Consider the following 22,056-nt stretch of genomic DNA (forward strand, 5'->3'; position numbering starts at 1 on the left):
GGTAGGTAAAATGCGCGGGTCGACCGACCCGCGATCGGCGACTCCTCGGTGGAAGATCACAGATAGCTGAAATTTCTTCACCAGGAGATGTGGCCAGCTATCGCGTGACGGAGTCTATTGAGGTGGAGGGCGTCCGGCCTGGCATCCGGGCGTCCACGGCGATTCGCGTGCACGAAGCCACAGCGATGCCATCCATCGAACGGGGGCGAGGAGGCAGCGATGGTCCATCGGATACGGCGGTTGGTCGCGATCATGGCCAGCGGTCTCACGGCGGGAGTGCTCTCACTCGGCCTGACCGCACCCGCGTCGGCGACGTCGACGGCATCGCCCGCGGGCGTGGACATCACCGGCGTCGGGATAGCCGAGCCGCTACACCTACGCGCCGAAACCCACCCGTCCCAGATGGCGGCCGTCATCGACCAGGTCAACTTCCTCGGCGACGCCGGCCAGAGCAGCGAACCGAAGCAGGCCGACCTCGGTCCGAAGTACACCGTCGTCGTGCTCTCGGGCGACACCCCCAAGCAGACCTACGACCTGTACCCGAAGGCCGTCGGCGGGCCCCGCATCTACCGACCGGCCAAGCAGCCGGACTCTCAGCAGACCACTGCCGGCTGGTTCTTCGGCCGGCTCACCATGTCGGAGACGCTGCGGACATCTGGCGTTCCGTTGGAACGGCAGGTGGACACGGTTGCCGGTGGGGCTGGCGGCAGCGAACGGATGATTCCGGAAGATGCGCTGGACCCCGCTGGAAACATCGACGAGGCCTTCAGCGGGTTTCCCCGGCTGCTCCTGGTCAACGTAGCCGTCGTACTGACGATCACCATGGGGCTGGCCGGGATCGCACTGCTGATCCGGCGTCGAACCCGCTGACGCCTTCGGAGTGAATTCGGGGCCCCGCCGGTCGGCGCGGCCCCGTCCGTCAGCGACCGTTTCCCCGCCGCTGGGTCAACACCAGCGGCGGGGCGGTCGCCCCGGTCGCCCAGCGCGCGATCGGGGTCGCACCGGTCCGTGGCGGTGCGCGCCAGCCCAGCCCGGCAGGCCGCTGAGACAGCCCCCAACCGGGCCCGGCGACGAGCCGAACGACTCGGCGGCCCGTTGGCGTGGCACCGCTGCATCGTCGTCAACGCGCTCCGGTAGCTGCCCGCTCGGTGTCTCGCCCGGCACGCTGCCGCCAAGCCACCGCTGGTTCTTGGGCAACTCGTGGTGGCCCGGCCGGCAGTGCCCGTCCTGGGCGCAGCCGCGCTCGGCCTCCCCGTGCGCCATCCAGGTCTCCTCACCCTCGCCGTCGCCCACCGGCGCTGCCCCGGCGTGCCCTGTCACCGTACTGGCCGGGGCCGACGGGCGGTGCGGCACGCGTACCAGGTCACAGTTGGAATCGACGCGAATCACCGAGCTCGGGCGCACCGACCGGGTGATACGCGTCACCGAAGGCGGGCGCGACCGACGCCAGACCTGCGGGAAAGGCTGACCGTGACCGCCGCGCAGGCCCGCTCACCCGACCCAACATCGCCGATAGCGACGTGTCAGGCTAGGGCGGTGAACGAGCCGGGAACCGAGCTGGCGGCCACGTTGCGCCGGATCGAGCGGGCGGCGGGAGTGCTCGCCACCGCCAGCGTGGCGCGGATGGACGAGACACTGCCCTGGTTCCGCGAGCTCCCGGCCGACCAACGCTCCTGGGTCATGTTGGTGGCGCAGGCTGGTGCCCGCTCCCTGGTGCAGTGGCTGCGCACCGGCGGCGGCACCGCGGACAGCACCCAGGAGGTCTCCGACGAGGTCTTCGCAACCGCACCGCAGGCCCTGGCCCGCTCCATCAGCCTCCAGCAGACGGTAGCCCTGATCAAGGTGACCATCGACGTGGTGGAGGAACGAGTCCCGACCCTCGCCGCTCCCGGCGAGGAGCAGCAGCTGCGGGATGTGGTGCTACGCTACTCCCGGGAGATCGCGTTCGCCGCCGCCCGGGTGTACGCGCGGGCCGCCGAGTCGCGGGGCTCCTGGGACGCCCGACTCCAGGCCCTACTGGTTGACGCGCTGCTGCGTGGCGACTCACCAGACGTGTTGGCCAGCCGGGCGGCGGCGCTGGGCTGGGCGGACGCGCCCCCGGTCGCGGTAGCGGTGGGCCGCTCCCCGGGCGGGGAGGTCTCTGCCGTGCTGCACACCGTCTACCGACTGGCCCGACGAATCGGCGCCGAGGTGATCGGCGGCGTGCACGGCGACCGCCTGGTCATCGTGCTCGGTGGGGTGGCCGATCCGGTGGCCGCCACCGGCAAGCTGCTCGACGCCTTCGGTACCGGCCCGGTCGTGGTAGGCCCGGCCGTGCCGAGCCTGGACGAGGCCACCGACTCCGCCCGGGCCGCCCTCGCCGGCTTCCGGGCCGCCCCTGCCTGGCCGGCCGCGCCCCGACCGGTGCCCGCCGCCGACCTGTTACCGGAGCGGGCGCTCGCCGGAGATGCCGAGGCCCGCCGCCGGCTGCGGCACGACGTGTACGCCCCGCTGGTCCGCTCCGGCGGGGAGCTGCTGGAGACGCTGGATGCCTTCTTCACCGCCAGCGGCACCCTGGAAAGCGCAGCCCGGGCGCTCTTCGTGCACCCGAACACGGTGCGGTACCGGCTGCGCCGGGTGGCGGAGGTGACCGGGCTCTCTCCCCTCGCGGCACGGGACGCGTACGCGCTCCGGGTGGCGCTCACCGTCGGCCGACTCGACCCGGTAGTCGCCCTGACGCCGAATCGGACAACAAGCCCGGCTACTCCCAGAGCAGGGCAATAGGCTGACCGCATCGGTGGGCCTTTGTAGGATTCCTCCAAAGGTTCTAGTGTGGTTTGGTGCAAGGCGACACAGCGCCACCCGCACGGATCCGGGAGAGTCATACCCGTGCTTGCTGTACTCTCCCCCGGCCAGGGTTCACAGAAGCCCGGCTTCCTGACCCCTTGGCTCGACCTACCCGGCACCGAGGCGCGGTTGCGCTGGTGGTCCGCGCTCGCCGGGGTTGACCTGGTGCACCTCGGCACGACCGCGGACGCTGACGAAATCAAGGACACCGCCCGCACCCAGCCGCTGCTCGTCGCGGCGGCGCTGCTCGCCGCCGAGCAGCTGCCGATGCACGAGGTCACACTCACCGCCGGCCACAGCGTCGGCGAGCTGGGCGCGACCTCGCTCGCCGGAGTGCTCACGCCAGAGGCCGCGATCACCCTGGCCGCCGTCCGGGGGCGCGAGATGGCAGCCGCCTGCGCGCTGGAACCGACCGGGATGGCCGCACTACTCGGGGGCGACCCCGAGGGGGTGCTCGCCGCCATCGAGAAGCACGGGCTACACCCGGCCAACCGCAACGGCGCCGGCCAGGTCGTGGCTGCCGGCTCCCTTGGTGGGCTGGAGAAACTCGCCGCTGAGCCCCCCGCCCGGGCCCGCGTCCGCCAGCTACAGGTGGCCGGTGCCTTCCACACGCCGTACATGGCCCCGGCAGAGGCCGCCCTGGCCGCCGTGGCTGCCGGCGTCACCCCCACTGACCCGACTCACATCCTGCTGTCAAACCTCGACGGTGCCGCCGTGAACCACGGCCGGGAGATGGTGCAGCGGCTGATCCGCCAGGTCACCGCCCCGGTCCGTTGGGACCTGTGCCTGCGCACCCTCGCCGACCTCGGCGTGACCGGGGTGATTGAGCTACCCCCGGCCGGCACCCTCGCCGGCCTGGTCAAGCGGGAGCTGAAGGGCGAGGCCACCCCCGAGATCGTCACCCTCAACACCCCGGACGACCTGCCCGCTGCGCGAGATCTGATCGCCCGGCACAGCGGCCTCGGTGGCCACGAGCCGAGCATCCAGTTCCGGGTCGTGGTCTCCCCCGCCGCCGGCACCTTCGCCCCCGCTGACGAGCTGGCCGAGGGCGTTGACCTGCGCGCCGGTCAGATCATTGGCCACGTCGCCACCCGACAGGGCTCGGTCGAGGTCACCGCCCACCACAGCGGACTGCTCACCGAATGGCTCGCCCACCACGACGACCCGGTTGCCCCGGGCCAGCCGCTGGCCCGAATCGGTGGCCACACATGACATTGCGGTACCCATGGCCGCATAGGGAAGGACAGCCTTGATGACGGGCAGCCGGATCGTTGCGCTCGGCCACTACCAGCCATCCCGGGTGGTGACCAACAACGAGATCGCCCAGCTGGTGGAGACCAGCGACGAGTGGATCCGCGACCGGGTCGGCATCGCCACCCGCCGGATCGCCGACGGCGAGACGGTCACCGACATGGCCGCCGCCGCCGCTGGCAAGGCGCTGGCCGGTTCCGGCCTGACCGCCGCCGACATCGACCTCGTCGTGGTCGCCACCTGCACCGCGGTCGATCGCAGCCCGAACGTCGCCTCCCAGGTCGCGGCCCGGCTCGGCATCACCGCGCCCGGCGCGTACGACCTCAACACCGCCTGCTCCGGCTTCGCGTACGCCCTCGGCACCGTTGACCACGCGGTCCGGGCCGGCGCGGCGCGGAACGCCATCGTCATCGGCGCGGAGAAGCTCTCCGACTTCACCGACTGGACGGACCGTTCGACCTGCATCATCTTTGGCGATGGAGCGGGGGCCGCGGTGGTCACCGCCACCGGGGCGGATGAGCCGGCCGGCATCGGCCCGGTGGTGTGGGGCTCGGTGCCGGAGCGCGGCGACGCGGTCCGGATCGAGGGATGGCGCCCGTACGTGCGGCAGGAGGGACAGACCGTCTTCCGCTGGGCCACCACCGCGCTGGCGCCGCTCGCACTCCAGGCATGTGAGCGGGCCGGGGTCGCCCCGTCGGAGCTGGCGGCGTTCGTGCCGCACCAGGCCAACACCCGCATCATCGACGGCATCGTCAAGCGCCTCGGCATCCCGCAGGCGATCGTCGCCAAGGACCTGGTCGAATCCGGAAACACCTCGGCGGCGAGCATTCCCCTGGCCCTGTCGAAGCTGATGGAACGGCGTGAGGTGCCCTCCGGCGCGCCAGTGCTGCTGTTCGGCTTCGGCGGTGGCCTGACCTATGCCGGTCAGGTCATCCGCTGCCCCTGAGACCCGGCGTGCCTCGCCACGCCACCCTTCGCCACCGTGGCGAAGCAACCCCGATGAGAGGAACCAACAGCAATGACCCGTGACGAGATCACCACCGGCCTCGCCGAGATCCTCGAAGAGGTTGCCGGGGTGACCCCGGACGACGTGGCCGAGGGGAAGTCCTTCACCGACGACCTGGATGTCGACTCGCTGTCGATGGTGGAGGTCGTGGTGGCCGCCGAAGAGAAGTTCGGCGTCAAGATCCCGGACAACGAGGTGCAGAACCTGAAGACGGTCGGGGACGCCGTCAGCTACATCGAGGCGCAGTCCTGACCATGACCCACACTGACGTCGTCGTCACCGGTCTCGGCGCGACCACCCCGCTGGGCGGGGACGTCGCGTCAACCTGGGACGCCATGCTCAATGGCCAGTCCGGGGTGAGCGCGCTCACCCCGGACTGGGCCGAGCAGCTACCGGTCCGGATCGCAGCCCAGCTCGCGGTCGACCCGGCTGAGCTGCTGGACCGGGTCAAGTTGCGCCGGCTGGACCGCTCCGAGGCGATCGCGATCATCGCCACGAACCAGGCTTGGGCGGATGCCGGTCTCGCCGATTCCGGGCTGGACCCGGAGCGGCTCGGCGTCAGCGTCGGCTCGGGCATCGGCGGCGCACTGACCCTGCTCGCCCAGGACGACATCCTGGAGGCCTCCGGCCCGCGGCGGGTCTCCCCGCACACCATTCCGATGCTGATGCCGAATGGCCCCGCCGCCTGGGTCGGCCTCGAGCTGGGCGCCCGTGCGGGCGTGCACTGCGTGGCCAGCGCCTGCGCCACCGGCGCAGAGGCGATCACCCTCGGCATGGACATGATCCGTGCCGGGCGCGCCGATGTGGTGGTGGCCGGTGGCACCGAGGCGGTCATCCACCAGCTGCCGATCGCTGGCTTCTCCTCGATGCGGGCGATGTCCACCCGCAACGACGAGCCGGAGAAGGCCTCTCGCCCCTGGGACAAGGCCCGCGACGGCTTCGTGCTCGGCGAGGGTGCCGGGGCGATCGTGCTGGAGCGCGCCGACCACGCCGCGGCCCGCGGCGCCCGGGTGTATGCACGGCTCGCCGGTGCCGGAATAACCTCCGACGGCTACGACATCGTTCAGCCACACCCGGAGGGCGCCGGCGCGGTCCGGGCCATCACGAAAGCGATCGCCGACGCGGACATCGACCGGCGCGAAATCGTGCACGTCAATGCCCACGCCACCTCAACCCCAGTCGGCGACCTGGCCGAGATCAAGGCACTGCGCCAGGCACTGGGTGACCACCCCGTCCTGACGGCGACAAAGTCGATGTCCGGGCACCTGCTCGGCGCGTCCGGCGCGCTGGAGTCGATCGCCACGATCCTGGCGATTCGGAATGGTGTGGTACCGCCCACGATCAACCTGGACGACCCGGACGACGGTCTCGACCTGGATGTGGCCGCCAACAAGGCGCGCCACCTGGAGATCCCCGCTGCGCTGAACAACTCCTTCGGCTTTGGCGGGCACAACGTGGCTCTCGTCTTCACGCGGGCCTGAGACCACAGCCTTGGAGGCTCACGTGACCACCACTGTTGCCGGCCCCGAAACGTCTACCGTGGATTATCGGGATCCGGAGCTGCGGCTCCGGTCCCTGTTCGACGCGGGCACGCTCCGCCTACTCGCCCCACGCGACACCTCCGGTGTGCTCTGCGCCCGCGGTGAGATCGAGGGCACCCCGGCCATCGCATACGCGACCGACGCCACGAAGATGGGCGGCGCGATGGGCGTTGACGGTTGCCGACACATCGTCGACGCGATTGACACCGCCGTCCGGGAGCGGGTGCCCGTACTCGGGATCTGGCACTCCGGCGGAGCCCGACTCGCCGAGGGCGTGGTCGCGCTCGACGCGGTCGGTCAGGTCTTCGCCGCCATGGTCCGCGCCTCCGGTCGGGTACCACAGATCTCCGTCGTGCTCGGTCCCGCCGCGGGGGGCGCCGCCTACGGGCCGGCGCTCACCGACATCGTGGTGATGAGCGGCGCCGGCCGGATCTTCGTGACCGGCCCGGAGGTCGTCCGCAGCGTCACCGGCGAGCAGGTCGACATGGCCCGCCTCGGTGGCCCCGAACCGCACGGCCGGCGCTCCGGCGTCGTACACGTGACGTGCCGGGACGACGAGGAGGCGCTGGCCCAGTCACGTCGGCTCGCGGCCCTCCTCGGTCACCAGGGCCGACTCTGCCCCGACGATGTACCGGTCACCGCCGAGGACGGGCACGACCTGGCCGCGAAGATGCCGGCCGAGGCGAACCGGGCGTACGACGTCAAGCCGGTGGTCAAGGCGCTGCTCGACGCGCCCGGTGTCGAGCTGCACGCCAAGTGGGCCCCGAACATCGTCACCAGCCTGGGGCGGTTCGCCGGCCGGACGGTCGGAGTGATCGCCAACAACCCGCTGCGGCTCGGCGGCTGCCTCGACGCGTCCAGCGCCGAGAAGGCGGCCCGCTTCGTGCGGATGTGCGACTCGCTCGGCGTACCGCTGATCGTGCTCGTTGACGTCCCCGGTTACCTGCCCGGTCTGGGCCAGGAGTGGGACGGGGTGGTCCGGCGCGGAGCGAAGCTGCTGCACGCCTTCGCCGAGGCGGTCGTGCCACGGGTGACGCTGGTGACCCGCAAGGCGTACGGCGGCGCGTACATCGCGATGAACTCCCGCTCCCTTGGCGCGACCGCAGTCTTCGCCTGGCCGAATGCGGAGGTCGCGGTGATGGGCGCCAGCGCGGCGGTGAACATCCTGCACCGCAAGAAGCTGGCCGCCACCCCACCGGACAAGCGCGAGGCGCTGCGCGCCGAGCTGATCGAGGAGCAGATCCGGGTCGCGGGTGGGGTGAACCGGGCGTTGGAGATCGGTGTGGTCGACAACGTCATCAAGCCGGCCGAGACCCGCCGACAGATTGCTGAGGCCCTCGCGGTGGCACCGGCCGGCCGCGGCGCGCACGGCAACATCCCGCTCTAGCGGACATCCGCCGGCCCCCGGGCACCGCCGACCGCGGTGACCGGGGGCTGCGGTATAGCTCTATCCCGGTGGGTGGCCGGCACGCTGCACGGTGTCGGCCCACGTTACAGTGTCGGTCCACGTTCGAGCCTAGGGATGTGTACTGTGCTGCGTCATCGTCTACCGGCCGCACTGGCCGTTCTCGCCCTCCTGGTTCCGGCCGGCTGCGGCGCGGAGGAGGAGCCGGCGGACCCCGGCTCATCGGCTGGAAACTCCACCGTCGGCGAGCCCTGGTACGACGAGATCACCTCGGCCAGCGCCGCCGGTGCCGCCGGTGGCGCGGACGGGCCGTGCCCGCTGCCGGTCACCTTCCCGGTCGCCGAGGGTTGGCAGGCCAAAGCCGTCGAGTTGGACCCGGCGACCGCCGAGGATCCGGAGCTGGCCGCCGAGATCCTTGCCACGTTGGGCACCCGGGGTGGCGCCACCATACGATGCGAGGTGGACGGACGCGATCACCACGCCGGTTTCCTCCGGGTCTGGACCACCGAGCAGGGTGTCGCGCCCCGGGCAGCCCTGGACGCCTTCCTCGCCGACACGTCGCTCGAGCAGACCGCCGAGGCGCAGTTCCGCGACGTGACCGTCGGTGACCTCCCCGGTGTGGAGGCGACCTGGACCAGCCACAACGAACTGCTCGACGAGGCCCACCGGAGCTGGGCGGCGGCCATACCGGCGGATGGGCAGTCCCTGCTGTTCACGGTCAATGAGGGTCTCATCGCCGAGGCATCCGATGTGCTGCCGGTGTATCGGTTGGCGGTACAGGGGCTACGAACGACGGGCTGACCGGCTGGGCCCCGGCCGGGTGACTCAGCTGCCGCAGGTCGTGGCCGGCAGGCCGGATACCGGCACCGGTGTGCGACCGGTCGGGGTGACTTCGCCGGCCAGCACCTGCGCCAGTCCGGTCATCGACGCCGGGCTCGACGAGTAGGTCGCCAGCAACGCCGGGGAGTCCGCCTCGGCCAACAGGTACGGGGTGTCCATGGCGATGGTCACGGCGGCGTCGGCGCTCAGGTCGTCGGCGCCGTCGCCGTAGCCGACCAGGTGGATCACGGCACCGCCGCTGTCGGTCACCGGCACCCCAGCCGCGGTCAGCTTCTCGATCAGCATCGCCCGGGTGTGCTCCCTGCCGGCGGAGGCGGTCACGGTGACCGGCCCGGAGACCGGGCTGCCACACGGGCCGCGCAGCGCGGTCACCGCGGCGGTGGCGAGTTCGGTGGCCGCCGCCTGGTGGGCCGGCGCACCGACGACATCCAGTTCCGGAGTGGCCGCACCGGCCAGGGTGAACTTCATGGTCAGCACCCGGGTCACCGCCTCCACCAGCCGGGTTCGGGGCAGCGAGCCGTCGCGCAGCGCGGCGAGCAGTCCGTCGTACGCCTGGCCGACGTTCGGCGGCATGAGGATCAGGTCATTGCCGGCCTTCAGCGCACGGACCGCCGCCTCCCCGGGCGACCAGCGCTTGGCAGGAGCCATGTTCATCCCGTCGGTGATCACGACACCCTGAAAGCCGAGCTCGCCACGGAGCACCTCGGTGAGCAGGGTGTGCGAGAACGTCGCCGGGGTGCCCGGGTCAACCGCGCGGACGTCGAGGTGCCCGGACATCACGGCGAGGGCGCCGGCCCCGATACCGGCCGCGAAGGGACGCCAGGCCTCCAGCTCGAGCACGGTGCGGGGCTGCGGCAGCACCGGCAGTGCCTCGTGGGAATCGGTGGCGCTGTGCCCGTGGCCGGGAAAGTGCTTCAGGGTGGCCGCGACGCCGGTCGCCTGCAGACCGCTCACCACCGCACTGACCTGCTCGGCCACCATCGCCGGTTCGGCGCCGTACGACCGGGACCCGATCACGGTGCTGGGGGTGACCAGCACGTCGGCGACGGGAGCGAAGTCCACGTTGACGCCCATCGCGGCGAGCTCGGTGCCGGCAGCCCGCCAGGCGGCCTCGGTCAGCTCAGGTCTGCCGGCTGCTCCCGCGGCCAACGCGCTGGGCAGCATGGTGACCCCGTCGGTGATCCGGGTGACCACCCCGTACTCCTGATCGGTGCCGATCAAAAACGGCGCCGCGCCGGTGGCCAGGTCGGCGGCGGCGGACCGCAGCCCGGTGGTCAGCGCCCGGACCTGTTCCGGGTTGTCAACGTTGGTGGTCTCCTGGTTGCCGCTGGTCGGGTCGTCCGCGCTGAAACCAACGAGGATGAGCCCGCCGAGGCGGTACTTCGCGATCATTTGGGCGGGGGTGTCGACGCCGGCCAGTTCCTGGTTGCCGGCGGCCGAGCCGGCCGAGACCTGATCGGCGGCGGCACCGTAGGCGTACGGCATCAACACCTGGCCGACGAGGTCCTCATCCGCCAGCGAGTTGGCCAGGGCGACGGCACTGGCCGCAGGATCCTCGTCCGGGCCGATGGACGGTGGGCCGGCCGTCGGGCCACTCGTCGCCCGGGTCGACTGGGCGCGCCCCGGATCACCGGTGCAGCCGGCAAGAAGCAGGGCAGTGAGTGCGGCCAGCGCGATGACCGCGACACCGCCACGTCGTGCAGGTATCGACACGCGAGCCATCCCACTCTCTCGACACCGGTCGGGGCAAGTCGACCCTACCCGCGCCGAATGGCCGCCACCGAAACACGTGACGCCCTCACCTTTGTGGGTACAGACGTCAGCCGACGCGGGTGAGCAGCGTCACCGGAGCGCCGTCGCCGGCGTACCGGTAGGGCTCCAACTCGGCGTCCCAGGCCGCCCCGAGGGCCTTCTCCAGGGCGTGTGCGAGGGCCTCGGGCCCCCGGGCATCCGCCATGATGCTGCGCAACCGGTCCTCACCGAGCTGAATGTCGCCGGCCGCGCCGATGGCCGCCTGGAAGAGCCCGCGGCCCGGGACGTACATGAAGCGTTCCCCGTCGGCGCCGGGACTCGGCTCCTCCGTGACCTCGAAACGAATCATGGGCCACTGCCGGAGGGCAGCAGCCAGCTCGGCGCCCGTTCCGGGGCGACCGGTCCACCCGCACTCAGCCCGGCGCGCACCGGGGTCTACGGGCTGAGCTGTCCACTGCAGGTTGACCGGCGCCGCAAGGACGCGCGCGATCGCCCACTCGACGTGCGAGCACACGGCGAGCGGGGTCGAGTGGACGTATACGACGCCACGCGTTGGCACGGTGACCTCCCGGGGAGCGAGGTGCGTCTTCCCCTACGACCTCGTCGCGCCAGGTGGCTACCGGGGCACATCATGACTGGTGTGACGGATGGTGCGCCAGGGATTCGGAAAATCCGGGTCCCGGAATAGCTGGTCGGGTGAGCCCGTTGGACCGACCCAAGGCGGTGGCCAATCCGGCCGTACGCTCGTGTACAGTTCCATTGGCGGCCTGTGCCGCGAACTTCTCCGCGGGATCACCCATCGGGTGAGGTCCGCACCAGCCCCCGGACGTCTTACCCGCGTCCTCCCGTACGTCTGCAAGGAGTACCTCCGTGGCGAGCAACACCTCGAAGACCGCGCGCGCGTCTGTCCGGGCCGGCCAGGCTGGCCAGGGTGGTGCCCTCAGCGTGCTGGGCGAGTTCAAGTACCTGATCCCACTCAACGGCGGCCGGAACGCGTACGTGCGTAACCTGACCAACGGTAAGACCGCCCACCTGCGCACCGACTCCGACGCTTTCGTCGAGGAGATCCGGACGCTGGCCGCCGCGGGCCACGCCGCCAAGATCCGGGCGGAGCTGAACTCCCTCAACACCACCCACCCGGGTGATGGCTGGGACGCCACCGAGAAGCGCCTCGTCGAGGCCGGCGTCTTCGAGGGCTGACCCTCACGCCAGCCAGCTGCCTCACTCGGGGAGCAACGAAGGATGCGGCCCGTCGGGATGCCCCGGCGGGCTGCATCGTGCTGACCGGCCAGCGGAACGGCACTTCCGCTACCCGGACCGGACGCCATCTTCCTCCGGATAGCTGTGCCGTGGTGTCATGACTGGTAACCGGTGCTGCCACCGGGTGCCGCCGGGGTGACGGATCCGCGCGGCCCAGGGAGGCGGCGATGCCGGACGTACGGGAACTTCGCCTCGCTGACACTGTTCGCCTGCACGTCGAGACCGACGGTCCGGTCGACGCCGAGGTGACCGCCGTGCTGCTACACGGCTGGACGCTGGACGGAAGCATCTGGCACCGGCAGCTCACCGCGTTGCGAGACCGCTTCGGCGCACAGGTACGGGTGGTGACCTACGACGCGCGCGGGCACGGGCGATCCAGCTGTATGACGCTGCCCACCGCCACCCTGGCCCAGCTCGGCGACGACCTCGCGGCGGTGCTGGACGCGGTCGTCCCCACCGGGCCGGTGGTGCTCATCGGCCACTCCATGGGCGGAATGACGATCATGGAGTACGCTCACCGCCACCCCACGCACTTCGCCGCCCGTGTCGCCGGTCTGGTCTTCGTCTCCACCACCGCCGAGGGGCACACGCACACCGTCTATGGCCTGTCGCCCCGGATCGCCCGGCTGATCCGGCTCGCGGAAAGCACCGGCGCCGGCGTCCTGGCCCGCTGCGGATCCCGGCGGCCGCCCCGGCCGCTACTCCGCGCCCTCCGGCCCAGCATCCGCTGGATACTCTTCGGCGACCGGTACAACCCGGCCGACCTGTGCCTGGTCACCCACGCCGTGGCCCACGCGTCCCTCCGCTCGATCGGCGGGTTCCGCGCCTCGATCGGAGCCCAACACCGCCTGGCTACCCTGGCTGACCTGGCCCACCTGCCAAGCGCCACGCTGGTCGGCGACCGAGACCGGCTGACCCCGCTGCCGTGCACGGTGTCCATCGCGGCCGCGCTGCCGACAACCCGGCGGACCGTGTGCCCCGGCGCGGGTCACCTGCTGATGCTGGAGCGCCCCGGCGCGGTGAACGCCGCCCTAGCCGGGGTGCTGGGCCAGGTCCTCGCCGGTCCCGCGCCGGTCGCCCGGTAGGGCCGCCGCACCGAACCTGAAACATGCGGGACGCGGCCGGGGCGTACCCTCGTGCGGTTGACCGCCGCGCGTCCCGCGCCGCGCTGGTCACCGACGCCAGGAGGAACGAACGTTGACCGACCGGACCGAGCTGGAGCAGGAGATCGCCGTCGAACAGCGGCACCTGGACCGGGTGTACGCACGCCTCGCCGAGCTGCGCCAGGCGGCGGTCCGCGCCGAGTCCGACGGCTACCGCCTGGCCCGGGTCGGCAACTTCGGCGCGTTGGTCGAGCGAGACGCGATGGTCTTCCACGCGGCACAGCGCCGGCACCTGCTCGACGCTGAGCACGAGGGGCTCGTCTTCGGCCGACTCGACCTGCACAACCGGCAGGTGCTGTACGTCGGCCGCCTTGGCATCCGGGACGAGAGTGCCAGGACGTTGGTGGTGGACTGGCGGGCCCCGGCCGCCGCCGCCTTCTACCAGGCAACCCCGGCACAGCCGCTGGGCGTGATCCGCCGCCGCATGATCTCCTCGAGCGGGGAACGGGTCACCGGGGTCGAGGACGACCTACTCGACCCGGCTGCCACTCCGCCGGAGATGACGACGGTCGGCGACGGCGCCCTGCTGGCCTCCCTGTCCAAGGCGACCGGACGGGGAATGCGGGACATTGTGGCGACCATCCAGCGGGAGCAGGACGAGGCGATCCGCTCCCCGGGCTCGGGTGTCACCGTGGTCTCCGGCGGCCCGGGGACCGGCAAGACGGCAGTGGCCCTGCACCGCGCGGCGTACCTGCTCTACACCGACCGCAGCCGGTACGCCGGCGGCGGCATTCTGGTGGTCGGGCCGTCGGCCGTGTTCGTCGACTACATCGGGTCGGTGCTGCCATCGCTGGGCGAGGAGACCGCCACCCTCGCCGCGCTCGGTGGGCTCTTCCCGGGAGTGCGTGCGACCCGTACCGACCCACCGCAGGTCGCCGCGGTGAAGGGCTCGCTGCGGATGCGGCGGGTCTTGGAGCGGGCCGCCCGGGACGCAGCGCCGGGCACCCCGGACGAGCTGCGGCTGCTCTATCGGGGCGAGCTACTGCGGGTGGACCGTCGCGAGCTGAACGCGATCCGCGATCGGGCATTGCGGCGGGGCGCGCGGCGCAACGAGGTACGCCGGGTCGGCTTCGACGGCATCTTCGCCGCGCTCTGGGCGCAGGCCCGGCGGCTGGGCATTCCCGGCCTACCGAAGCAGCGGGCGTTCGAGGACGAGCTGGCCGACCGGACGGACTTCCGCGAGTTCCTCAAGGCGTGGTGGCCCCGGCTACACCCGCGGCACGTACTCGACTGGCTGGCCCAGCCCGAGCGGCTGCGCCGCTATGCCGCGGGCGTGCTCTCCGCCGACGAGGTCCGCCTGCTCGGCGACGCGTACCGGGCCGGGGGCGCCCTTGGGTTGACCGTGGCCGACGTCGCGCTGCTCGATGAGTTGGACGCCCTGCTGGGCAAGCCGATGAGGCCAGCCCGGCCCCGGCGGGACCCGTTCCAGCTGACGGGCGGGGTACGCGAGCTGAGCACGTTCGCCGACCGGCAGCGCGCCGCCCGACAGGCGGCCCGAGAACGCCCCGAGGACTATCGCGAGTACACGCACGTGGTGGTGGACGAGTCCCAGGATGTGTCGCCGATGCAGTGGCGGATGATCGGCCGCCGGGGGCGGTTGGCCTCATGGACCGTGGTCGGCGACCCGGCGCAGACGGCGTGGACCGGCGACCCGGCGGAGTTGGCTCGGGCCCGCGACCAAGCGCTCGGCAGACGCCCGCGGCACCACTTCACCCTGACCACCAACTACCGCAATCCGGCGGAGATCTTTGCGGTGGCGGCGGCCGAGATCCGACAGGTTGACCCGGACCTCCCGCTGCCGGTCGCCGTCCGCTCGACCGGGGTCGACCCGGTGCGGCGGAGCGTGCCGCCGGCGGAGCTGGAGACTACGGTGCTGGCAGCGGTCAACACCCTGCTCGCCGAGGTTCCTGGCACGGTCGGCGTGGTCACGCCGGTGCCGCGCCGGGCCGAGGTCGCCGGTTGGCTGCACGGGCTCGACGCACCCCGGTTGCAGGTGGTGACGAGCCTGGAGGCCAAGGGCATGGAGTACGACGGCGTCGTCCTGGTTGCCCCGGGCGAGATTCGGGCGGAGCCGGGGGCGGGCGTGCGGACGTTGTACGTCGCGCTGTCCCGCGCCACCCAACGACTCACCACGGTCGACCTGTCCGGCTGACCGGCGCTCGTCCGTTTTCGCACCGCCCCGGGGGGTACTACACACATGGCAATGTGAACATAGGTTGGGCGCAGGGCCGCCACAGCCGGCGGAAGGTGTCCGAGTGGGTGCAGCACATGACCACCACGGGGCGGTGGCCAACGCGGGGCAGCGGCACCGGGGGCGCCTCTGGGCCGCTTTCGCCCTGCTTGCCGCCCTGATGGTGGCGGAGGCGGTGACCGCCCTCCGTACCGGATCACTGGCCCTGCTCAGCGACGCCGGGCACATGTTCACCGACGTCCTCGGGATCGGCATGGCTCTCGCCGCGCTGACCGCCACCCGGCGCCGCGGTGGGGATCCGCAGCGCACCTTCGGGCTCTACCGGTTGGAGGTGCTGGCCGCCCTCGCCAACGCCCTGCTGCTCTCCGCCGTCTCGGTCTATGTGCTGGTGGAGGCCGTCCGCCGCTTCGGCGATCCGCCCGAGGTAAGCACCGGGCCCATGTTGGTCGTGGCCGTGCTGGGCCTGCTCGCCAACATCGTCGCCTTCGCGCTGCTCCGCCCGGGCGCACAGGAGAGCATCAACATCCAGGGCGCCTACCTCGAGGTGCTGGGCGACCTGTTCGGCAGCCTCGGTGTGATCGCGGCCGCACTGGTCATCGCCGGCACCGGCTGGCGGTGGGCTGATCCGCTGGTAGCTGTGGCGATCGGGGTGTTCATCCTGCCGCGGACCTGGCGGCTCGGCCGGGCAGCTCTACGCATCCTGGTCCAGGCCGCGCCGGAGCACCTCAAGGTCACCACGGTGCACGACCGGCTGATCGCCGTACCCGGGGTGAGCGGGGTGCACGACCTGCACATCTGGACCCTCACCTCCGGCATGGAGGTAACCTCCGCGCACCTCACCGTCGCCCCCACCGCCGACGTCGGCGCGGTCCTCGGAGCCGCCCGGTCCGCGCTGAAGGAGGACTTCCGGATCGAGCACGCGACGCTACAGGTCGAGTCGGGGCCGAACAGTGGGGACTGCGGGTCCGTCGAGTGGTAGCAATCCCGGCTCAACTGCCGGGTACACCCGCCTCAGGAGCACCGGCTAGGCTCTGAGCCGGCCTGCGCCAGGCGGCACCCCTCGGTGCCGGCGGGGCCGCCGCCTAATCACCCGCCAGGGTGAGCCGGGGAACCAGGTACCTGGGGTGCATCCGCGTCAGCGGTAGGGATCTTCCGTCCCGAACCCGTCAGCTAACCCGGTCGGTGGGTTGACGGAAGGACATCTGCATATGCCAGCAGTGGCACTCGTACGACACCGCGCCGCCCGAGTGGCGGCCCTGATCATCGTGGCGCTCACCCTCAGCGCCGGCCTCGCCCCGGCCGGCCCCGCGGTAGCCGCCCCCTCCGCCCGCCAGAACGCGGTGACCGACGACCCGGAGGGCGGCACCCCTGCCCTTCGCGCCGATCTCGAGGCAGCCAGCAAGGGATACCTGGACGCCAAACGGGCGCTGGCCGAGTCGGTGCAGCGGCAGCAGCAACTCACCGCCCAACTCAAGACCACCCGGGTCGAGCACGCCGAGCACACCGAGCTGGTGGAGCAGATCGCCGACCAGGCGTATCGCACCGGTCCGCTGCGTACGGCGTCGGTGCTACTCGACAACACCTCACCGGCGGACTTTCTGGACCGCGCCGCCGCGCTGGAGGCAGTAGTCGCGAACGAAAACCAGACCCTACGGGAGTTGCAGGAAATTCAGGAGCAGATCACCCAGGACACCCGCGCGGTCGAGGCCGAGATCATCGAACAGCGCAAGCAAGAGGCGCTGATGGCCAAACGCAAACAACAGGCGGAGAAGGCGCTGACGGTCGCCAATGAGCAGGCCCGCGCCGCAGCCGCCCCCACCAACACCAGCACCACCCAGAACTCGACCTCGGCGGCCCCGGCCCCACGCAACCCGGATGGCTCCTGGCCGACCGAGACGTGCAGCGTCAATGATCCCACCCCGGCGGATGGTTGCATTACCCCGCGAACCCTGCATGCGCTGAACGAGGCCAAGGCGGCCGGTTTCACCCGCTACGTGTCCTGTTTCCGCTCCGGCAGTTCCGGCGAACACCCAAAGGGCCGGGCCTGCGACTTCGCCGCTCAACCGGACGGCTTCGGCGGAGATGCCACCGGCGGCGACCGCACATACGGCAACAACCTGGCGGCGTTCCTGGTGGACAACGCCGACCAACTCGCGGTGCTCTACGTGATCTGGTATCGGCAGATCTGGCTGCCCAGCAGTGGGTGGCAGTCGTACAGCGGGGCCGCCGGCGACCCATCCAGCGACCACACCAACCACGTGCACCTGTCGGTCTACTAACCCGGGTGTTCGGGCCGGGAGCCGTCCGCTGGCGAACAGCTCTCGACCCGAACACCGCCCGGGATGCGCTGACTCAGGCCCCCGGCAGGACCTCCGGGGCCGTCGCCCCCTCGATGTAGGGCTCGGGGGCGCCGAAAAGACCGAGTAGACCGGCAACCCAGAGCTGCCGGTGCACGAATCGGCTCGGCTCGGTCACCACCAGCTTCACGCCGCTCACCTCTGCGGTCTGGAAGCCGGCGACCATCGCGCTGATGCCGACAGAGTCGATGAAGGTCACCAGCCGCATGTTCAACTCAATGCGGCGAGGACGTCCTTTGGCCAGGACCTCAGCGACCGCCTCACGCACCTCGTACGCGGTATCGACATCGATCTCACCACGCGGCGAGATCTCCAGGACGCTCCCGGGTAGGACCGCCTTAACGATCGACAGGCTCACATGAGCACCTCCACTCGCCCACCAACAGGCACCTCATCAGTACGCGGGCCGCGACCGAGAGTATTCCTCCGACGCACTCGGTCGCCACCCCCTGGGATGAGCAATTCTTGGGGTTCGAATACCAGGCCACTCTTATCCGAATATTTCACCCTCCGGTTACGGAGCTGCCTTTTAACTGAAACAGCCCCCAATCCGACCATCTCCCATCCGAGAACAGCTCACAACCCGAATAGTTCTCAACCCGAACAGCTCTCAACCCAAACAGTCAAGGGCCAGAGTGCCCGAGACCCGAATCAGTCACGGCCCAATGTAGCGGCCCGATGCGACGAAACGCGGAGACCTCGGCCGCCCGGCGTGGTCGCTGGCAGGGGTTCCTCCGCCGGCCCACCACCGCTCGTCGCGCCGACACTTCGGGTCGAGAACCATCCGGGCCGGGTGAGCCGCCCTCACCCCACCACCAGCGACAGTGGGAGGCATGACCAATCCGAACGTGCCGACCTGGTCGGCACGCGGCAACTGTTGGGTGGTGCGGTGATGACGACCCCACACCAGGTCACCCCACTCCTCCGAACCCCGGTGACGGAGAGCGACCACGTACGGGGACCGGTGGACGCGCCGGTGACGCTCGTCGAGTACGCGGACTTCCAGTGCCAGTTCTGCGGGGTGGCCTACGCCAACCTCACCGAACTGCTCCGCCAGCGGGCCGACACGGTCCGGCTGGTCTACCGACACTTCCCGATCTCCAACCTGCACCCGTACGCGGAGAACGCTGCCCATGCCACCGAGGCAGCCGGCGCCCGGGGACGGTTCTGGGAGATGCACGACTGGTTGTACGAACACCAGGACCAGCTCGACCCCGTGCACCTCTCACTCAGCGTCGGACAGCTCGGCCTCTCCGCCGCCGAAATCGACGCCGAGACCGAAGAGCAGACCTACGGCGACCGGGTCCGGCGAGACTTCGTCGGCGGTATCCGCAGTGGCGTGGAGGCCGTCCCGACCCTGTTCGTCAACGGTGCCCGACACAACGGCGGGTACGACCTCGCCGACCTGCTGGCAGCGGTTGACGCCGCCTGCCGGGAATGACCGGCGCGCTGCGCCGGTGCTGGCCCGGACGGAACCGCGAGCCGGACGCGGTCTGGGACCGCCGCTCAGATCAGCCGCAGATCCCGAGCCCGGCGGACGGCCTCACGGCGGCGGGTGGCGTCGAGTTTGCGATAGATGTTGCGTACGTGCGTCTTCACCGTGTTGATCGACAACGACAGCTCGGCCGCTATCTCCACGTTGGAGAGGATGCTCTGCAGGTAGCGCAGGATGGTCACCTCGCGCTCGGTCAGCGGCTCGGCCAGCGCAGCCCCGGCAGGCCCGGCCCGTTCCTCCGGCTCCCCCGCCCCACGTACCAGCTCGCTCACCACCGACCAGTGGGCCGTACCGGAGTCCAGATGGGCTGCCAGCAGGTCCCCTGCCTCCGGGGCGCCGTGCGTGAACGGCCGCCGGATCCCCTCCACGCCGGCCAGGTCCAGGGCGACCTCCAGGATTCGGTGCGCCCGTCGGCCATCCCCCGCCCGCTCGGCCAGCACCGCGCTCAGCACCGCGGCTTCGACCCGCACCGGCAACGGCCAGTCCGCCGCCGTGGCCGTCTGCCAATCGGGCAGGACCCCCTCGGCCGCCCGGTCGGCTTCGGCCCGCAGCTCCACCCGAGCGAGGCCAACCGCGAGTTCGGGGTCCGCCCCGGCGAGCAGCGCCCGGGCGGTGTCCAGGTCACCCCGCGCCGCACGCAGGTCGGCCTCGGCAGCCCGCAGCCACCGGTCCAGCTCCCCCCGGGGAGCCCCCGGCTGCTCCCGGGCGGCGGCGAGCAATCGGTACCCACCAGCAAGGTCACCGACGTCCCGTAACAGGTGGGATCGACACAACGCCATCACCGCCGCGGCAGCGGGCTCCACGGTCGCCGGCTCCGCCAACGCCAGATTCGCCGCCGCCTCCTCCGGCTGGTCCCGCAGCAGCGCCACCATGGCCAGCGCCAGGTACGCGTACCCGCAGTCGGTCCGGCAGGACCACCCCTGGCCGGGCGGGAGGGCGAGCGCGGAACGGGCCCCCGTCTCCGCCCGCCGCAGTTCACCGCGGATCGCGTGCAGCAGCGCCACCCGGCTGGCACCGGCCAGCTCGGTTCGCACCCATCCGGCGTTCCGGGCAGCCAGGGACGCCGCCGCAAGCTGTCGCTCCGCGCTGCACAGCTCGCCGGCGGCGACATCGACCAGGCCGAGCGCGGTGCCCGCCACAGCCCGCCCGTCGGCATCCTCGACGGTGGTGCCGCGCGGCTCGGTGACGGCCGAAGCGGCTGGGGGCCGGCCCTGTCCCCCGGCTGCCCGCGCCGCCGAGTGGGTGGCGAGCAACCGGGCGGCAGTGGCGCGCACCGCGGGAATGTCGTCGGACCAACGGACCACCGCGAGCTCCACCGCGGCGGCCAACCGCGCGAAGCGCTCCCGTCGGGGCACCGGCAGTTCACCCGCCGCCCCGGCCAAACGCAGATACCCCTCGGCGGCCGAGAGGTCCCCCGCGTATGCCCGCTCCGCCGCGCACGCCAGGGCCAGCTCCGGATCCCGCGCCACAGTCTCGACGGGTGGTGGCGGTGGCGCGACCGAACACTCCCGGTCGTACGGCGCCAGCTCCGGCCAGGTCGTCAGGAACAGCTCGGTGGCCCCGGCCCAGTCGCCGCCCACGAGCGCGTGCCGCAGGCCGTCGGCGGGCCGCCCGTTGTCGGCGTACCAACTGGCGGCGCGCCGGTGCAGCTCCCGCACGTCACCGGCGGGCAGCCGGGTCAGCTCGTCGCGGAGCAGGTCGGCCAGGAGCGGATGGCAGTGGTACCAGGGGGGACGGCCGTCGTTGTGCCGCAGGACACCGCCAACGCCGGCCAACTCGGCCAGCCTCGCCCCGGTGTCCGAGCGACCGGTCACCGCATTGGCGAGGCCAGCACAGGCGGCGTTCGCCACCGCCGTGCTCCGCAGCAGCTCCCGATCACCCGGATCCAGCCCGCCAAGGATCTCCTCTCGCAGGTAGCCGGCGATGTCCGGCTGGTCGCCGCCGAGCTGCCCCACCCACCGGGCCGGGTCTGGCTGCCCGGGCAGGGCGAGCGCGGCGAACCGGAGCGCCGCCGGCCAACCACCGGTGCGCTCGCGCAGCCGCCGGACCCCCTCCGCCGGAAGGGCCGTCCCATGCGCGGTCAGCAGGTCGGCGACCTCGTCAGCGGTGAAGGCCAGGTCGTCTGGACCGAGTTCGGTCAGTTCGCCGGCCAGCCGCCACCGGTGCACCGCCAGCGGCACCCCGGCGCGCGCTGCGGCCACCAGACGCAGCCGCTGCTCACAGTGGCGGAGCAGGAACTCCAATCCGGCGATCGCCGCCGGGTCGGTGATCCGGTGCAGGTCGTCCAGGACCAGCAGCACCGGACGTTCCCGGGCGGCAAGTGCCGCGGCCAGTACCTCCAGTTGGTCTGGACGGGGCGGGCCGTCCAGCGCCGCCGATCGCTGCGGCCCCACCGCGGGCCACAGCGCCGCCGCCAGATACGACCAGAAACGCTCGCCGTCGTCACCGGCCTCCACCGATACCCAACCCAGGTCCGGCCGGTCGCGGCCGGTCCCCCACTCCGACGGGTCCGGCTCCCCCGCCCCAACGCTCGTCGGCGACCCGGCACCGCCCCCGTTGGCAGCGCGGGTCACCGGACCGCCCCGCACCGGGTCGCCGCCGGTGGCGGCCTGATACCAGGAGGTGAGCACCGTCGTCTTGCCCCAGCCCGCCGGCGCGGCGACAAGAGTCACCGGTACGGCGGTCCCCTCGTCGAGCCGCCGCAACAGCCGGGGCCGGAGCACCACCGGTCCGGGCAGTTGACCCGGGGTCAACCGGGAGGCCAGTAGTGGCGTGCCCGGCTCCGTGGCGACCGTGGTCTGCCGTCGCTCCTCCGGCATCGCCCCACCCCCATCGGACACGTTCTCCCCCAGGTCCTGCCGTTACCCGGCCGGGTGGCGGTTCACCCCTTCCGGGGGAACCCGTTTCACCCAGGCTGAGCCGATGTTGGCAGGAAGGGCGTCAGACCTGGGGCGGAGGTGGTGACGGTC

19 protein-coding genes and 1 riboswitch are annotated in these 22,056 nt (G+C 71.7%); of the genes, 14 read left to right on the plus strand and 5 right to left on the minus strand.

Annotated features, from left to right (window positions below; translation table 11 throughout):
- The first annotated feature begins 219 nt into the window (after nt 1-219).
- A complete protein-coding gene (locus tag SALPAC6_RS0102645; RefSeq protein ID WP_018251904.1) occupies nt 220-870 on the plus strand; it encodes a hypothetical protein in 651 nt (216 codons plus the stop codon).
- Nucleotides 871-945: 75 nt separating this feature from the next.
- On the opposite strand, the gene SALPAC6_RS27100 is transcribed toward SALPAC6_RS0102645, so the two are convergent.
- Nucleotides 946-1,263 carry a hypothetical protein gene (locus tag SALPAC6_RS27100; RefSeq protein ID WP_026189262.1) on the minus strand — a complete coding sequence of 106 codons (318 nt, stop codon included), beginning with the start codon at nt 1,261-1,263 and terminating at the stop codon, nt 946-948.
- Between the two features lie 273 nt (nt 1,264-1,536).
- Between SALPAC6_RS27100 and SALPAC6_RS0102655 the strand changes: the two genes are divergently transcribed.
- The 7 genes from SALPAC6_RS0102655 to SALPAC6_RS0102685 all read left to right on the plus strand — a co-directional run bounded on the left by SALPAC6_RS0102655 (nt 1,537) and on the right by SALPAC6_RS0102685 (nt 8,830).
- The gene (locus SALPAC6_RS0102655) at nt 1,537-2,763 is read left to right on the plus strand and encodes a PucR family transcriptional regulator (RefSeq protein WP_018251905.1); all 1,227 of its coding nucleotides are present in this window, start codon (nt 1,537-1,539) and stop codon (nt 2,761-2,763) included.
- A gap of 105 nt (nt 2,764-2,868) precedes the next feature.
- Nucleotides 2,869-4,038, plus strand: coding sequence for an acyltransferase domain-containing protein (locus tag SALPAC6_RS0102660; RefSeq protein ID WP_018251906.1), 1,170 nt, complete (start codon nt 2,869-2,871; stop codon nt 4,036-4,038).
- A gap of 40 nt (nt 4,039-4,078) precedes the next feature.
- Entirely contained in the window at nt 4,079-5,023 is a 945-nt protein-coding gene (locus tag SALPAC6_RS0102665; protein ID WP_018251907.1) for a beta-ketoacyl-ACP synthase III, read from the plus strand.
- Nucleotides 5,024-5,095: 72 nt separating this feature from the next.
- Entirely contained in the window at nt 5,096-5,335 is a 240-nt protein-coding gene (locus SALPAC6_RS0102670; protein ID WP_012183711.1) for an acyl carrier protein, read from the plus strand.
- Nucleotides 5,336-5,337: 2 nt separating this feature from the next.
- Nucleotides 5,338-6,564, plus strand: coding sequence for a beta-ketoacyl-ACP synthase II (fabF, locus tag SALPAC6_RS0102675; protein ID WP_018251908.1), 1,227 nt, complete (start codon nt 5,338-5,340; stop codon nt 6,562-6,564).
- A gap of 22 nt (nt 6,565-6,586) precedes the next feature.
- Nucleotides 6,587-8,011 carry an acyl-CoA carboxylase subunit beta gene (locus tag SALPAC6_RS0102680; RefSeq protein ID WP_018251909.1) on the plus strand — a complete coding sequence of 475 codons (1,425 nt, stop codon included), beginning with the start codon at nt 6,587-6,589 and terminating at the stop codon, nt 8,009-8,011.
- A 135-nt stretch (nt 8,012-8,146) separates the two neighbouring features.
- Complete coding sequence (locus SALPAC6_RS0102685) at nt 8,147-8,830, plus strand: lipoprotein (protein WP_026189263.1); 684 nt, start codon at nt 8,147-8,149, stop codon at nt 8,828-8,830.
- A gap of 24 nt (nt 8,831-8,854) precedes the next feature.
- Here the strand turns inward: SALPAC6_RS0102685 and SALPAC6_RS0102690 are convergent, their stop codons facing one another.
- Both SALPAC6_RS0102690 and SALPAC6_RS0102695 read right to left on the minus strand, forming a co-directional pair.
- Complete coding sequence (locus SALPAC6_RS0102690) at nt 8,855-10,591, minus strand: glycoside hydrolase family 3 protein (RefSeq protein ID WP_018251911.1); 1,737 nt, start codon at nt 10,589-10,591, stop codon at nt 8,855-8,857.
- Between the two features lie 97 nt (nt 10,592-10,688).
- Complete coding sequence (locus SALPAC6_RS0102695) at nt 10,689-11,180, minus strand: DUF3145 domain-containing protein (protein WP_018251912.1); 492 nt, start codon at nt 11,178-11,180, stop codon at nt 10,689-10,691.
- Nucleotides 11,181-11,491: 311 nt separating this feature from the next.
- Between SALPAC6_RS0102695 and SALPAC6_RS0102700 the strand changes: the two genes are divergently transcribed.
- The 5 genes from SALPAC6_RS0102700 to SALPAC6_RS0102720 all read left to right on the plus strand — a co-directional run bounded on the left by SALPAC6_RS0102700 (nt 11,492) and on the right by SALPAC6_RS0102720 (nt 17,514).
- Entirely contained in the window at nt 11,492-11,821 is a 330-nt protein-coding gene (locus SALPAC6_RS0102700) for a hypothetical protein (RefSeq protein ID WP_018251913.1), read from the plus strand.
- Nucleotides 11,822-12,048: 227 nt separating this feature from the next.
- The gene (locus SALPAC6_RS0102705) at nt 12,049-12,966 is read left to right on the plus strand and encodes an alpha/beta fold hydrolase (RefSeq protein WP_018251914.1); all 918 of its coding nucleotides are present in this window, start codon (nt 12,049-12,051) and stop codon (nt 12,964-12,966) included.
- Between the two features lie 112 nt (nt 12,967-13,078).
- Complete coding sequence (locus SALPAC6_RS0102710) at nt 13,079-15,196, plus strand: HelD family protein (protein WP_018251915.1); 2,118 nt, start codon at nt 13,079-13,081, stop codon at nt 15,194-15,196.
- 103 nt (nt 15,197-15,299) lie between these two features.
- A complete protein-coding gene (locus SALPAC6_RS0102715) occupies nt 15,300-16,214 on the plus strand; it encodes a cation diffusion facilitator family transporter (RefSeq protein WP_018251916.1) in 915 nt (304 codons plus the stop codon).
- A 90-nt stretch (nt 16,215-16,304) separates the two neighbouring features.
- Nucleotides 16,305-16,437: riboswitch (cyclic di-AMP (ydaO/yuaA leader) on the plus strand.
- Between the two features lie 6 nt (nt 16,438-16,443).
- Nucleotides 16,444-17,514 carry a coiled-coil domain-containing protein gene (locus SALPAC6_RS0102720; protein ID WP_033666703.1) on the plus strand — a complete coding sequence of 357 codons (1,071 nt, stop codon included), beginning with the start codon at nt 16,444-16,446 and terminating at the stop codon, nt 17,512-17,514.
- A gap of 73 nt (nt 17,515-17,587) precedes the next feature.
- Here the strand turns inward: SALPAC6_RS0102720 and SALPAC6_RS0102725 are convergent, their stop codons facing one another.
- Nucleotides 17,588-17,950, minus strand: coding sequence for an STAS domain-containing protein (locus SALPAC6_RS0102725; protein ID WP_018251918.1), 363 nt, complete (start codon nt 17,948-17,950; stop codon nt 17,588-17,590).
- Nucleotides 17,951-18,484: 534 nt separating this feature from the next.
- Between SALPAC6_RS0102725 and SALPAC6_RS0102730 the strand changes: the two genes are divergently transcribed.
- Nucleotides 18,485-19,033 carry a DsbA family protein gene (locus SALPAC6_RS0102730; RefSeq protein ID WP_026189265.1) on the plus strand — a complete coding sequence of 183 codons (549 nt, stop codon included), beginning with the start codon at nt 18,485-18,487 and terminating at the stop codon, nt 19,031-19,033.
- 65 nt (nt 19,034-19,098) lie between these two features.
- On the opposite strand, the gene SALPAC6_RS0102735 is transcribed toward SALPAC6_RS0102730, so the two are convergent.
- Nucleotides 19,099-21,906, minus strand: coding sequence for a LuxR C-terminal-related transcriptional regulator (locus SALPAC6_RS0102735; RefSeq protein WP_018251920.1), 2,808 nt, complete (start codon nt 21,904-21,906; stop codon nt 19,099-19,101).
- Nucleotides 21,907-22,056 lie beyond the last annotated feature (150 nt).

The sequence above is a fragment of the Salinispora mooreana genome (genome assembly GCF_000379065.1).
In the GTDB taxonomy this organism is placed as follows: Bacteria; Actinomycetota; Actinomycetes; order Mycobacteriales; family Micromonosporaceae; genus Micromonospora; species Micromonospora mooreana.